We start from the raw sequence: 14,023 nt of genomic DNA, 5'->3' as shown, positions 1-14,023 counted from the left end.
CTACGGAGAGGGGGCGATCAGCGGGTCCAGGTGTCGGCGCAGTTCGCGGACTTTTTGCATGGTTTGTTCGATGTCGAGATGCAGCTGGGCGGGGTCATCGTAGCCGAGGCGTCGGGCGAGGAAGGCGAACTCGTCGGTTTCGATGGCGGGGACGGTCAGATCGCGGGCGTCTCCCCGGACCATGCGGAGCGCATCGATCAGACGGCGTAGATAGCGGTAGCAGTCTCGAATATCGACACGATCCTGATGTGTGATCACGTCGACCTGTTCCAATGCCTTCAGAGATTCTCGTGTATTCGGCGAGCGCAGTTCCGCGCTCAGGTGGCCGTAGGTGATCTGTAAGCCCTGGACGAGGTATTCGCAGTCCACCAGCCCTCCTGGGGAGAGTTTGGCGTTGAGCGTCCCGGCTTTGACGAGTTGAGAAATCTGACGCTCGCGCATGGCGTTCATCGCTGCCAGGTCGAATGGCTCGCCGGTGAAGATGATTTCATTGCGCAGCTCGGCGATCTCGTTTCCGAAATCGAGATCCCCCGCGATCGGGCGGAGTTTGACCAGCGCCTGTCGCTCGTAAGGCCATGCCGGGCCGCCTTGCTGGAAGTATCGTTGAAAGGCTTCTCGGGCGACTGCGAGGCTGCCGGCGCGGCCGTAGGGGCGCAGTCGCAGATCGACTTCAAAAATCCCGGCAGACCGTGAGCGGATACGATTCTGAAACAGCTCGACCAGCTTCTGGTAGAATTCTGCGGTCGTGCATTTCTCTCGTCCGCTGGTCTCGCCGATGTCCTCGTAAAGGAACATCAGTTCGATGTCCGAGGCGAATCCCAATTCTTCACCGCCACATTTGCCCAATGCGCAGACGACGAACCGACAGGGCGAACCATTCTCCAGGCGAGGCTGGCCATATCTGTTGAGCAGCTCCTCATAGGTCAAACGCGTCGTTGTCTCGACGATGATTTCTGCCAGCTCCGTCAGTTCCTGCGAGAACTGCCCGAAGGTCTGCTCATAGCCAAGAATGTGACGCAGGTCGATCCGCAGCATCTCCCGGTCTTTGAAGGCGTTGAGGTAATCGATTTTCTGATCGATTGTCGTCAGCGGTTTCAGGTCGGTATTGAGCTCGTGTTGGAGCTGAGGTCTGGTCTTGGGGTGAATGATCCGCTCAACATTCGCGACGACGGGAAACAGGTTCGCATGCTGGATGCGCAAGAAGTCTTCCCACAAGAAGTCGGAAACGCCGAGCAGTTGAGCCATCGCTTCAAGCACGTTCGACTGCTCCAGCGATGTGAATGCTTCGACCCAGTTGTCTTGTGAAAACAGCTGACGCAGAAAGTCTCGGAAGTGCAGCAGCGCGGATTCCGGATTCGGCGACTTGGGCAGCAAATGCGTGAATTGTTTGATCAGCGTGATCGCGGCACGGAGTTCCTGCAGCTGGCTGGCGTCGTCGATTTTCTTGCCGAGGATGTCCGTGACGTAGAGCGTATCGGCGACCTGATTCCCCGCCGTCTGGATGACGGTCCGATGGACGCGAACGCCCGAGAGGACCAGCCCGTTGCCCAGTTCATAGAGGAATCCGGGAGTATCATCGCCGCGAATTTCGAGGATCGTCGCAAACGGTGACGAGGTGACGTCGATATTGATCTCGACTGGCATCAGACGATCGGGCGTCTGATCTTTGGATGCCTCGCTGCGAACAGCCCGCGCGACTCGGATCGCCAGGCGTCCGTGGGCGTCGTTGTCCTGACCGTGATAAAGCAGCGTCACGAGTTCTTCGAGATCGCTGGCATACTCGAGCCAGTCGTCCGAAGTCAGCGGCACGCCATCGTAGGCGACCTCGATCACGCTGATAAAGCGATGGCTGTCGCGCTGCGGTTTCTTGGTTTGCCCTGGTCGACGGTGTTCGATCTGGAAGATTCCGGAGTTGCTCAACGACTCATCGTGGATCGCCCCGGTGAACAAGTTCCCCGAGATGATGTTACATCCCAGCTCAAAGAGCAGCCCCGCTGTCGCAGAGAGGACTCCGACGGTGTCGAAGCCGACGATCGTCAGCTTCCAGATCTGCGGAGTTTCCTTATCGGATGTGAGTTCGCAGTGGACCTCCACCAGATGGGTGGGCGAGAGGCGGTTCATCAGCTCGCGGTGGAAGCTTCGTTCTTTGGTCGAAAAAACGTCTTCGTAGGCCAGTCCGTGAACCGCAACGCGATCGGGAAACGACTGGAAGTATTGAGGCTTCTGCTCATCGGTCGCCGACGAAGACCCGATGATGTATCTCTCGAAGATCTTACGAATGGCCTGCGTGTGTCGCTCGTAATAAGTCAGGAAGACTTCAGCCGAAGGGAAGTCGAGTCGACGGGCGAGGTAAGCCTGTTCGCGTGGTTCGGTCGGCAGGGTGTGGACCTGTTTGTAATGCATCAACTGCAGGGAGTGTTCGATCGTTCTCAGAAAGACGTATCCGGAGGCCAGTTGGCGATATTCATCAGCCTGAATGATCGAGCGATCCGCGAGTCGAATCAGGGCATCGAGCGTGTTGATACTGCGGACGCCGGGGGTATTGCGTCCGTGCATCAGTTGAAGGGCCTGCGTGACGAACTCGACATCGCGAATCGATCCGACGCCTGCTTTGACTTCGCCCCAGGTCCGGCCTTTCCTGGCCAGTTCTGCTTCAATGGTGGCTTTCAGTTTGCGGACGCTCTCGCGAATCTCTGGTGGGGAGTTCGTATAGATGATGTCATGAGCGATCATGAGAAAGTCCCGACCTGCTTCGACATCGCCTGCGATGCAGCGAGCTTTGATCATTGCCTGCTTTTCCCACAGGACTGCGGATTTATGCAGGTAATCGATGTGAGAAGTGATCGTCGTGACGAGGGCGCCGGATCGTCCCCAAGGTCTGAGTCGCATGTCGACGCGGTACATGAACCCGTCTTGCGTTGCTTCCATGAGTGCTTTGATCAACTTCTGCGCCAGCGACCAGAAACGCCCGGCATCGTCTTTCGCCAGAAAGACCAGATCGATGTCCGAACTGTAGTTGAGTTCCTCGCCGCCGAGCTTTCCAAACGCCAGCACGATAAATCCGGTCGTGTCGACATTGAGATCATCAGCGAGCAATTTCAGACATGCCTGCACGATCGCATCAGCAAGCAGCGATAACTGCAGCGTTACTGTTTTCAGATCCATCAGACCAAACGAATCACACGCACCAATCCGCAACAATTCCCAGTGTTGGTAGCGACGAATGGCATTGAGTTGCGCTTCGATCCTGGGATGCGAGGATGCCTGTTCGAGTGCCTCAGCCAGGAACTCCTGCTGTGTCTTGAACTCCGCAAGTTTTCGATGATGCGTCAGGCGTTCCAGATAGCTCGAATTCTTCAACAGGATTTCGGTCAGGAACTGACTGCTGACGAAAAGCTTGATGAGGATTTCCACTGCACGGGGTTGCTGGCTGAGCAGCACAAACAAATCGTGTCGACTGGGGACACTTTGCACGAATCGCTCGAAGTTGATCAGGGAGCTGTCAGGCGATGCGACTTCGGAAAGCGCGTGCAGCAGCATCTGCAGAATCGAGAGTAACAGCGGCCTGGATTCCTCGCTGTGATCGCACAGGTGAGCAAAGCGTTTATGAGCCACTTCCCAGTTCTGGAAGCCGACTCCTGTCAGCAGCAGTTCGACCCGTTCCTTCTGGTAGGCCTGCAGCTCTAATGTCAGCAGCAGACGAAAGTCTTCCAGGTCGGCAGGCGTGACTGGGATGTTATCCGAAGAAAGCGACATGGCAGAAACCTGACATCATTGATCACCGAGGGACATTCTGACGTTATTAACATGGCAGTTCGTGGGTGTAGATGGGTGACCTCAGTGTAGCAAAGGAGGCAAGTTGAGGTCACAACAGGCAGGAACATCTGGAAGGAAAATACGTGTTGCGCGGACGCAACATCCACGCATGAATTCTTCCGCCCGACCCGCAATCTTCACCAAGGCTCACTGGTTTTCCACAATTCCCTCATTTCGTAAATCGTTACGACCCCAGCAAGTGTGGAGAATACGGCATCGAACTGGCCTGTCGATTCAAGTCAAAAATTGACCACCCGCAGATCGTGACGTATGTTCGAAGTAACGTTTCCAAAAAGCAGCATCAAGGCAGGAACGGAACTGCTGGCACGAAGCGATATGAGATCGCCTGGTAACGACTTTTCGGAATTTGACACCTGTGATGAATACACAGACCACCCACCAAATCGACGCCCAGCCATCGGGAGCCTGGTTCACCAGGATGCTGTGTCGCGGAGTTGGTGCAGTGTCCGGTGACTGTGTGTTCTCGCCAGCGGAACCGAAGATTGGTCGCCTGGCATCAGTTGAAATAAAAGGCCTGCCGTATGTCTCCTAAACTGTCCATCAATGATCTGAGAAACGCTTCGGTGAAGCTGTTGCTCGTCATGGTTCTCTTAACGGGAATCGCGACGTGGCGCGTCATCGACGCTGCGATTCCGGGAGCGCCGGAAGTTTCCATGGTCGAACGGACGGCCATCGATAAAGGGGCCGAGCTCGAGCGTTCCAAGCTATGGGGCGATGCCATCGAGCATTATAAGCATTCGCTGGAGACCTGGCCGGATAATAACGACCTGAGCTATGGCCTTCGTCGCTCGAAATTCCACTTCAGCATCGACCGTCGCTATACCGACGATTCTTTCACCGGCCAGATGCTCTCGTTGAACACCAACGAGGCTTTTCAACTTCTCAACGACGTCTACAACAAGATCCAGGTCTACTATGTCGAGCCGGTTCAACTGAGCTACTTCGTCGCTCACGGGACCGAAAGCCTGTATCTGGCTTTGAACAATGAGCGTTTCGTCGCGACGCACATGCCCAAAGCTGATCCTCGTTCGGTCATGGAGCTGCGTAAAGTCCTGCGTGAGAACTATTGGAACAAATCTCTGTCGAGCTTCTCGCAGGCTCAGCAGATGATTCTGGAGGTCTCCCGTCGTGCCAACACTCTGACGGGCATTCAGCCGGTTCCCGTCATCATGGAATATCTCTTCGGTGGCTGCAACGCCCTCGACGATTACAGCCGATACCTGACTCCGGGCAAGTTGACGGACCTCTACAGCAACATCAATGGAGAATTCGTCGGTCTGGGGATCGAAATGAAAGCGGAGACCGATAAAGGGGTTCTTCTCGTCAATGTTCTCCCGGACAGTCCTGCGGAAGCTGGCGGTCTGGAGCCTGGCGATTACATTCTCTCGATTGATGGTCACAACTGCCTGCCTCTTTCCACCGAACAAGCGGCGAATTATCTGACAGGCCTGTCTGGCAGCCGGGTGAACATCGAATGGAAGCAAGCCACCACCGGACAAGTCCTCAAGAAACAATTCACTCGACGCGAAGTCAAGATCCGCTCGATCCCACTGACCTTCATGGTCAGTCAGGCGGACGGCATCGGCTACATCAAGATGACCGGTTTTCAAAAGACCACCGGAACAGAACTCGATGCGGCTCTTACGAATCTCAATAACCAGGGCATGAAGTCTGTCATCCTCGACCTGCGTGGAAATCCTGGCGGGCTGCTCTCCGCGGCTGTCGATGTTCTGGATCGGTTCGTCGAACAAGGTGTCCTCGTCTCGACCAAGGGACGCATGTCGGATCAGGATTCGATCTACACGGCTCATCAACTTGGGACCTGGAACGTCGACCTGATTCTGCTCGTCGATGAAAACTCAGCCTCTGCCAGCGAAGTCGTCGCCGGTGCCATCCGCGATCACAATCGGGGACTCCTCATCGGTAATCGAACCTATGGCAAATGGTCCGTTCAAAGTATCTATGACGTCTCGATGGGGACGGGGATCAAACTGTCAACGGCCAAGTATTTCTCGCCTCACGGACACTGGTTCGGCGGCGTTGGACTTCGCCCCGACTTCCCGGTCGAAGCCAAGGAAGAAAGCTACAAGCGAGTCACTGCAAAGACTCTGAATGAAGACCCTGTTTTCCTGAAAGCGGTCGACCTCCTTCAGAACCACCGCACGACCATGAAGAGCATGCGACGCATCAACTAGATAGACCTCAATGAATAGAAAAAGGCGGCTGTTACAGCCGCCTTTTTCATGCGCTCGTTTGAACTGTCTTGAGCGCGAAAGCTGGAGTCTTACTCTTCTCCGCCCGCTTCGTGCATTTCGAGTTGGCGCATCTTGCGATACAGGTTACTGCGATGCAGGCCAATAAGTCGGGCGGCTTCGGACATGTTGCCCTGGACCCGTTTGATGGCTTTGCGGATGAAGTCCCGCTGGAACTCTTCCGTCGCGGGCATGAGGCCAATTTCGAGATTGGCAGCGGCACTGGATGTCGTCTCGGGTGAGAGCATGAACGCCAGATCGTCCTCGGTCACTTCAGGCGACGGCGTCAGAAACGCGACTCGCTCCATGAGATTGCGCAGTTCGCGGATGTTGCCAGGCCAGTGGTGAGCCTGCATCTTCTTGCGGGCGGAGGCTGTCAGTTTGAGCGGCGCCTTGCGAGCCTGAGTGCAGAAGATCTGCAGGAAGTGTTCCGCCAGCAGGATGACGTCTTCCGGCCGGTCTCGTAATGCAGGCAGCGAGATCGTGACGACAGAAAGTCGGTAGTAAAGATCCTGTCGGAATCGCTTGTCGGTGACGGCGTGTACGAGGTCTGCATTCGTCGCTGCGATCACACGAACATCGACCGGAATCGACTTCGAGCCACCAACTCTGGTGACGACTTTCTGTTCAAGAACTCGCAGCAGCTTCGCCTGCCCGGACAAAGACATATCGCCGATTTCATCCAGGAATAAAGTTCCGCCGTCTGCCTGTTCAAACTTGCCGGCGCGGGCTTCGTGAGCGTCTGTAAAGGCGCCTTTCTCATGGCCGAAGAGCTCACTTTCCAGAAGTGTCTCGGAAAGAGCAGCACAGTTGACCGCGACGAATGGCTTCTCTGCTCGACCCCCCTGATAGTGCAGCGATTGACTGACGACTTCTTTCCCGGTCCCCGATTCGCCGAGGACGAGCACGGGCAGGTCCGTTGTCGCGAGACGCTCAATCGTCGCCCGCAGCGATTCGATCGCGGGGGACTGGCCGATGAGCTGAGCTTGTCCAGACATCTGGCGCGTCAAGCGTCGGACGTTCTTATTCAGCGATTCGAACTGCTGGGCACGTTCGAGGGCGTAGCTGGCATAAGTTCCCAGACGCTGGAGCAGCATGTCATCGGCGAGGGTGAAAGCACCTTCCAGTTTGTTGATCAGCTCGAACGCACCAATGATCTTACCCGACTGGTTTCGCAGCGGCACGCAGAGAATGTTGCGTGTGCGGTAGCCTGTCTTCAAATCAACCGAGCGATCAAAGCGTTTATCGATCGTGACATCATCAACGAGGATGGACTGCCCCGTCTGAATGACTTCGCCGACGATTCCCTTGTCATCGGGAAGTTTCAGCTTACCAGAGTCGACGCCGAGGGCTGGGCTGGCGTCGAGTTCGTGTCGCTTGGGATCCCAGACGAAGATACTCGCGCGGTCTGCTTTCATCAGCTGGGTCGCTTCGCGGGCGAGTTGATTGAGCAGCGATTCCGTATCGGTGTACTCGCTGAGCTTGAGCGAGATCCGCAGGAGTTCCTCGGTCATCGACTGCGTGATGCGAGATTGCTCGCGGTCTTTGACAACCGAGAGAGCATAGGTGAAGGCCTGGGCCAGCGAGAGAGAATCTTCCAGCTGACCTTCAGTCAGACTGCGTCCACAGATCGCCAGCAGCAGAGGCTCCTGCGTCTGGCCCGGCTGTTGAATGAGCGGCACTAGAATCGTCGCCCAGCCGCCTGCTTCCGTGGGCGGAAGGAAAAGAGCAGCATCGCGATCCAGGACGTCACGCAGGTGACTGGCTTCCGGAAGTCGAAAAGGCTTCCGCCCGGATTCGGCAACGACATCGACCGACGGCGTCAGCGTCAACAGCGATGCCCATTGTGCGGACAACTCCGACATGATGAGCGCCAAACCACGACTGCAGAAGTCAGCCAGGCTCGGAACTTCCAGAGAAAGGTCAGCCAATTGTCGAATCGACTGCAGCAGTTCCCGCGCAGACGAGGCATTCTTTAACCACGACACATCATTCCAGCGACACCAACGACTCAATTCTTTCGCTCCTCGAATAATTGTTATCGTTTTGACTGTATCGCTGCGTCAGTTCGTTAGCAAGGTGGTTAACAGGGATCATATTGGCCACAAGTAATTCACCACTTGGAGTCAGACTTCAAAAAGAATTGATGAAGACGAGAGACGAGGCGATGGTCAACGGGCTGTTCTTTTGATCTAGTCGGTGACCCTTTTCTCTGCAGTCCTGTGTTCGATCCGACTCCTGTGACCCGTATGACAATGAAAACACTTCCGTTACTGTTCGTGCTGCTGGTCGCTGCGTTCGCATACAGCCCGATTCTCAAGCACGAATTTGTCCTCTGGGATGACGATCAATACATCGAGAAGAATCCTCCTGTCGCGACAGGCCTGAGTGGGGAGAACCTGATTTGGGCGTTCTCCGGCTTTCATCTGGCGAACTATCACCCGCTGACCTGGATCTCGTTGCAGCTCGATGCCAGCCTCTGGGGGCTTGATCCATTCGGGTTCCATCTGACCAACCTGATTTTGCATCTGGTGAATGGAGTTCTCCTGTGGTGTCTGCTGAAACGAATGAGACTCAGCGAGCAAGTCGTCTTGGTTGTCGTACTGTTGTTTTTGCTGCATCCCGTGCATGTGGAGTCTGTCGCCTGGGTCACGGAACGTAAAGACCTGTTGTTTTTTCTGTTTGGGATGCTGGCGATGATCAGCTATGTGAATGCTGTCCAGGACCAGTCGACAGAGGAGTTGCTCCCGGCCGAGAAACTAATCATGCCGTGTCTCTGGACGTTGTGTTCCTTACTGAGTAAGCCAATGCTGGTGACGATGCCGCTGCTATTGCTAGCTCTGGATTTCTGGCCGTTGGGACGATACGGAAAAGAGTCTCTGGGGCCAACTAAAAATATCCTGTGGAGATCTTTTTCTCTGCTCCTGGAGAAATGGCCGATCTGGCTGCTCGTCGTCACTTTTTGTGTGTTCACCGTGCTGGCACAGAAGTCAGGGGGAGCGGTCGCTTCGCTGGAGGTCTTTGGTTTGCAACACCGACTTGCCAACGCGCTCGTCAGTCCCGTGCGTTACCTCAGCGAACTCGTCTGGCCTGTTGGGTTATCCTTCTTTTATCGCCCCTTGACGTTTCAATCTCTCGATGAACGCGTTCTTGGTTCGGCCGCTTTTCTTCTCGCCGTCACAGTGGGCGTTTGGTTTCAGAAAAAGAAGAGACCTTATCTGCTGATGGGATGGGCATGGTTTTTACTGAGTCTGCTGCCGGTGATTGGAATCCTTCAAGTTGGGAATCAATCGATGGCGGATCGCTATATGTACCTCCCCGCGATCGGGATTTACCTTGCCTGCTCGATGCTCCTGGGAACTGCCTTTGCACCAGTCGCAACTAGTACGAAGTCGTCACTCAGCAGTTTCTTTTATGGACCTGTTGCGTTGCTGGGGCTCGTGCTCGCAGGGATGACTTATCAGCAGGCACTGGTGTGGCGATCCAGTGAGAGCTTGTTTCTCCATGCCTTGATGCTCGATCCGGAAAACGATGTCGCGCTGGGCAATCTTGGTGTCTATTATCTCGACAAGCAGAACTACCCGTCGGCTCTTCACTATCTCGATCAAGCCATCGCGAACCAGACTCGAATCACAGCGGTTTTCAGGAATCGCGCCGTCGCCCGCTTTCAGTTGGATCAGCTTTCCGGCGCCATTGAGGATCTGACGCTCGCGACCAGCCTGGAGCCCGACAATGCCGAGTGGTGGGAACTCCTGGGAGTCTTTCAGGCCCGTGCAGGAGATGCTGCCCAAGCGATCCAATCCTATCATCAGGCCCTGCGAGTCGATCCTGACAACTCGCGTTTGCTTTTCAATCTGGCTGTTGCCTATGAGAGACAAGGGGAAGTGAACGCAGCCGTGAAAGCTTATCAGAAAGCCTGCCAGCTGGACCCCACGATGCTCGATGCCTGCCGACTGGCAGAACAACTCGCTCGCCCCGCCTCTCCTTAAGTTACGACGAGGTGTTGGTCAATTCCCGTTGTAGCCAGGCACGGGCGTAGGCCCAATGACGTTTTGCCGTCCGAGGTGAGACTTTGAGCATCTCTGCGACTTCGTCGATGGTCAGGCCAGTGAAGTAGCGGAGTTTGACGATCTGGGCGGCTTCCGGGTCGACGGCTTCAAAGCGGTCCAGAGCTTCGCTGAGCGCGACCAGTTCACTGTCGGACTGATCGTCGCTGGCATTCTCGGCTTCGTCGAGGGAGATGCGTTTGAAGTTGCCACCACGTTTGAGGCTCGATTTTCGTCTCGCGGATTCAATGAGAATGCGTCGCATTGCTTCGGCGGCAGCCATATAAAAGTGTCCGCGATGATCCCAGGCCTGGCTGTTGCCTTGAGTGACTAGACGCACAAAGGCTTCGTGGACAAGAGCAGTCGGTTGAAGCGTATGCTCCGCGGATTCGAGACGCATCTTCTGCTGGGCCAGTTTTTTGAGTTCATCATAAACCAGAGGCAGGAGTTCCTCGGTACGGAACTTCTGACCTTCGTTGATGGCCTGGAGAATTTGTGTGACGTTGGCTGGCTGCATAGGTTGCTCGAAGACATGACGGGGATCTTAATCGTCATTTAACACGCGTCAGACTTCGTTGTAGCGGGGTAGAAACGGGAATTCCAGCAGACTCTCGGCAAGCCGCCATGACTATGCGGGTATCGCAGCGATGGTGAGAGCAGCAATGGCGGCTGTCTTCTCTTCGTCCGAGGATGATGCCGGGGGCGTCGAAATCTCGCGGAATTTCTGTGGGGAAAGTCCGGTAAAGCGTTTGAAGGCGTCTGAGAATGAGGACGACGTGCGGTAGCCGACTTGTCTGGCGACTTCCTGGACGTGTAGTCCTCGTGACAAAAGGGTCTGGGCACGCGTCATGCGGATGCGAGTCAGGATCTCGATCGGCGAGGATTGCAGCAGATCGCGAAAACGTCGTGCAAACGACGAGCGCGACAAACAGCTGATCGCAGCGAGCGATTCAACGCTCCAGTTACGCTCGGGCGACTGCAGCATTTCCGAGAGAATGGGACCGATGTCCGGATCGCTCAATGCGTGAAGCCAACCGGTTTCGAGTGCGTTACTGTGACCGAGTTCCTTTCGCAGATTGTGTAATAACAACGTCGCGACCAGCTGCTCCATGATGATGAGAGAGCCAGGAGCGTTGTCAGCCCAGATCGCCGCCAGCTGCGTGCAGAGTGTGGTTGTGATGTCATCTCGGGACGCGATTGCAGAGGTGATGAGAGTTGGTGGAATGCCGATGACGTGGCCCAGATGAGGGGCAGAGCCTGTTAGATCGCCGATGATGACGCTCGACGCGAATGATTGATTCGTCAGTTGGAGATCGGCTTGAACAGCACCGCGATTCTCCAGAATGAACCATGCCTGACCGGGCTCGAGGAGCAGACGACTTGTTTCCAGCTGGATGCGAATAGTGCAATCGAGGGCAATCAGAAATCCGGGAGTCGTCAGACACACAGAGGCAGTCGGGCGCACAGGATCAAGTCGCCAGCGATGACGAATCTGGCAGCCCAGTTGCAGCTGCTGGAGGAGAATCGAAATGGGATCGCTGGGGATTGGCATGCGAATGTGAGTGCATCATGGGATCGTTGAGAAATGATGAAAAGGCGATAGAGCTGCGGTGAAATGCGTCAACGAACTTCGAGAAGTGCCAAGAATTTCGAGGATTTCTGAAGAGATTTTTGACGGTCGCGATTGAGCGTAACGCGAATTCTGCACAGGAGTTGTCCAGCCTATAACGCCGGCGTGTTTGTATTGTTGTCTCCCCTGCGGCGATAGATTGAGGTTTGATTTGATGAAACGTCTGGAGCGGTTCGTTCAGCGCGCCCTGGTCAGTGGTTTGACGACGCGTCAGCTGGTTCAGCTGAGACGACGTATGGGCAAGCATCAACTCGTGGTCGCCTGCTTTCCGAAGTCTGGCTCGACCTACCTGGCCAGAAACCTCGCAGCGCTCAAGGGCTGGAAGGAGTCACGATATGTGCCTGTGTTCGGCCGTCGGGAGCAGGAACTGGATGAGGCATGCATTCGTCGAGAGATGTATCGCCATCCGCTGACGCATCAGGTCAGTCAGCTGCATGTTCGCTGCACGGATCAGACGATGACGTTAGCCCGGCAGTTCGATTTGAGATTTATCGTGTTGTATCGGAATCTCTATGACTGCATGGTGTCGGTGGTCGATCACTGGAGGCAGGAATCATGTCGCGGGCCGATGGCGTTCTGGACGAAACAGTTGCTCAAGGATCTGGAATCCCAGGGGATCAGTCAGCTGGAAGCAGCGAGCCGCACAGTGGCGCCGTGGTACATCAATTTCTATCTCTCATGGATCGAGCATCGCCAGCAGTTCGCGCATTCCTCTGCATTCGTGTCCTACGAGGAACTATTCACACAACCGCAACTCAAGACCGCAGAACTGCTGACTGAACTGGGCATCACTGTCTCTGTCGAAGACTTTAAGACCGCTCAGGAACAGACAATCCAGACGCGATTCAACCAGGGAGTCTGTGGCCGGGGTCGAGTGGCTTTCGAAAAAGATGCTGGTGCACGCGATGCGATTGATCAGCTTTTGAGGGTGTATCCGCGAGTTGATTTTTCGGCGATACTGGGAGGTGGATTGGAATCGGTTGACTCTGACAGAAGTGATGTTAGTGAAGCCAAGACGAAGGCTGCCTTAACTCGCATTCACTGCGTTTAGGGCTGCCGGGAAGTGAATTGCCGTGATCCGCTGGTAAGCTGGAGTAACTTTTACTCAAGAGGTCGGCTAACTGGACAATTCGTCACGCAAGTTCTCGGAAGTAATCACATGGAGTCTGGTCTTGAAAGTAATCCATCGCGAAAGCTGTTGCGCCTTATTTTTTCTCGACTTCACTACGACTCATTGTAATAACAAATTCGTCTTGGCTCGTATAATGTTGGTTTTCTTTTGTCATGCCGCCGCTCCACGACATGCCAAGCATCTGCGGAATGTCCAATTTCAAAGTAGCTGTCGACGATATCGAGTTCATTTCGACGACAGGCTCTTTACCACCTGCGACAAACGTGAGGTCAACCATCTCTTTTTCTGCTCTCGCAGTGATCTTCGTCGTGAAGGTTTCTTTTTCTCCGCGAGAAATCCTGCCCTTTAAAGTGAGGATTTTAAATCCCTGTCGCACTCTCACATGAAAATCTCGATCGAGTTTGATGTCCGTTTCCAGTCTCGCGACCGTCTTGGCTTTAACCCATTCGATTTCTTCATCGCCATAGGCAGATTTCTGCAAACGCTCCAGAATCAACACATATTCCTCCGCCTGCGCTGTCGAGATCGCAAACGGAAAGAGCATCAGGAATAGCAGGCAGCGGAGACTCATTTTTTTATTTCAGTTTCTGATCTGTCCGCAATATTCACGTCTCTCACACGAACAACATTGACGGTAAAGTTTTGGGAGACTTTATGGAGCGGTTTATTAAAATCTGAATTTGCTGTGCGCGTTCCTCCAATGTCGACCGCCTTTCCGATTTGGACACCAATGGTCGAGTTTAACGCCGTGAGTCCGATGACGGGCTCCAAACCATTCAATGTATGGAGAAGGACTTGAGATTCCTTCTCGGCTCGTAATCCAATATCGAGCATGTATTGACCATCTTCTTTCTGAGTCAGTTTCCCTTTCATCGTATGGATGTGAAATCCGTTGCGAATCTTCGCGCGAAACGGCTGATTCAATTGTGCGTTTGTCTCCATGCTGACGATCATCTTGCTCTCGACATCATCCAGGCTCCGTTCACCGAAGACTTCCTTCATGTGGATTTCCATCACCACCAGAAATTCCTCAGCCACAAGGGGACCAGAAGGAATTAAGACCAGAGTCATCAGAAAAATAATCATTTGCTTCATTGGTTCTTCTCGCAGTCATCGAACGAAATCC

Annotated in this window: 9 protein-coding genes; 3 read left to right on the top strand and 6 right to left on the bottom strand. The window is 54.6% G+C overall.

Going from position 1 to position 14,023, the window contains the following annotated elements; genetic code table 11:
• Entirely contained in the window at window positions 1–3,756 is a 3,756-nt protein-coding gene (locus tag SH248x_RS18885) for a [protein-PII] uridylyltransferase family protein (RefSeq protein WP_459555877.1), read from the bottom strand.
• 602 nt (window positions 3,757–4,358) lie between these two features.
• Here SH248x_RS18885 and SH248x_RS18880 point away from each other — a divergent pair.
• Window positions 4,359–6,032 (top strand): S41 family peptidase, encoded by a 1,674-nt coding sequence (locus SH248x_RS18880; RefSeq protein ID WP_459555876.1) that lies wholly within the window; start codon window positions 4,359–4,361, stop codon window positions 6,030–6,032.
• An 89-nt stretch (window positions 6,033–6,121) separates the two neighbouring features.
• Here SH248x_RS18880 and SH248x_RS18875 read toward each other — a convergent pair whose 3' ends face one another.
• Window positions 6,122–8,104, bottom strand: coding sequence for a sigma-54 interaction domain-containing protein (locus SH248x_RS18875; RefSeq protein ID WP_459555875.1), 1,983 nt, complete (start codon window positions 8,102–8,104; stop codon window positions 6,122–6,124).
• Between the two features lie 234 nt (window positions 8,105–8,338).
• On the opposite strand from SH248x_RS18875, the gene SH248x_RS18870 reads away from it, so the two are divergent.
• Window positions 8,339–10,078 carry a tetratricopeptide repeat protein gene (locus tag SH248x_RS18870; protein ID WP_459555873.1) on the top strand — a complete coding sequence of 580 codons (1,740 nt, stop codon included), beginning with the start codon at window positions 8,339–8,341 and terminating at the stop codon, window positions 10,076–10,078.
• Between the two features lies 1 nt (window position 10,079).
• On the opposite strand, the gene SH248x_RS18865 is transcribed toward SH248x_RS18870, so the two are convergent.
• Both SH248x_RS18865 and SH248x_RS18860 read right to left on the bottom strand, forming a co-directional pair.
• Window positions 10,080–10,652 (bottom strand): ECF-type sigma factor family protein, encoded by a 573-nt coding sequence (locus SH248x_RS18865; RefSeq protein ID WP_459555872.1) that lies wholly within the window; start codon window positions 10,650–10,652, stop codon window positions 10,080–10,082.
• Between the two features lie 111 nt (window positions 10,653–10,763).
• Window positions 10,764–11,687 (bottom strand): helix-turn-helix transcriptional regulator, encoded by a 924-nt coding sequence (locus SH248x_RS18860; RefSeq protein WP_459555871.1) that lies wholly within the window; start codon window positions 11,685–11,687, stop codon window positions 10,764–10,766.
• Window positions 11,688–11,919: 232 nt separating this feature from the next.
• Here SH248x_RS18860 and SH248x_RS18855 point away from each other — a divergent pair, with 232 nt between their 5' ends.
• Window positions 11,920–12,816 carry a sulfotransferase family protein gene (locus tag SH248x_RS18855; RefSeq protein ID WP_459555870.1) on the top strand — a complete coding sequence of 299 codons (897 nt, stop codon included), beginning with the start codon at window positions 11,920–11,922 and terminating at the stop codon, window positions 12,814–12,816.
• 154 nt (window positions 12,817–12,970) lie between these two features.
• On the opposite strand, the gene SH248x_RS18850 is transcribed toward SH248x_RS18855, so the two are convergent.
• Window positions 12,971–13,468, bottom strand: a complete 498-nt coding sequence (locus SH248x_RS18850) for a hypothetical protein (protein WP_459555869.1) — start codon at window positions 13,466–13,468, stop codon at window positions 12,971–12,973.
• Window positions 13,465–13,992: a hypothetical protein gene (locus SH248x_RS18845; protein WP_459555868.1), complete on the bottom strand. Its 528-nt coding sequence runs from the start codon at window positions 13,990–13,992 to the stop codon at window positions 13,465–13,467. Before SH248x_RS18845 ends, SH248x_RS18850 begins: the two co-directional genes overlap by 4 nt.
• Window positions 13,993–14,023 lie beyond the last annotated feature (31 nt).

It is taken from the genome of Lacunimicrobium album, assembly GCF_052161635.1.
GTDB lineage: Bacteria > Planctomycetota > Planctomycetia > Planctomycetales > Planctomycetaceae > SXPC01.
The sequence above is the reverse complement of the archived record's forward strand: the minus strand, read 5'-3'. Positions and strand labels throughout refer to the sequence as shown.

Excerpts from the sequence above, each read along its gene's own strand:
- SH248x_RS18870 (WP_459555873.1), top strand. The coding sequence starts at position 8,339 with ATGACAATGAAAACACTTCCGTTACTGTTCGTGCTGCTGGTCGCTGCG.
- SH248x_RS18860 (WP_459555871.1), bottom strand. The coding sequence starts at position 11,687 with ATGCCAATCCCCAGCGATCCCATTTCGATTCTCCTCCAGCAGCTGCAA.
- SH248x_RS18845 (WP_459555868.1), bottom strand. The coding sequence starts at position 13,992 with ATGAAGCAAATGATTATTTTTCTGATGACTCTGGTCTTAATTCCTTCT.
- SH248x_RS18850 (WP_459555869.1), bottom strand. The coding sequence starts at position 13,468 with ATGAGTCTCCGCTGCCTGCTATTCCTGATGCTCTTTCCGTTTGCGATC.
- SH248x_RS18855 (WP_459555870.1), top strand. The coding sequence starts at position 11,920 with ATGAAACGTCTGGAGCGGTTCGTTCAGCGCGCCCTGGTCAGTGGTTTG.
- SH248x_RS18880 (WP_459555876.1), top strand. The coding sequence starts at position 4,359 with ATGTCTCCTAAACTGTCCATCAATGATCTGAGAAACGCTTCGGTGAAG.
- SH248x_RS18865 (WP_459555872.1), bottom strand. The coding sequence starts at position 10,652 with ATGCAGCCAGCCAACGTCACACAAATTCTCCAGGCCATCAACGAAGGT.
- SH248x_RS18885 (WP_459555877.1), bottom strand. The coding sequence starts at position 3,756 with ATGTCGCTTTCTTCGGATAACATCCCAGTCACGCCTGCCGACCTGGAA.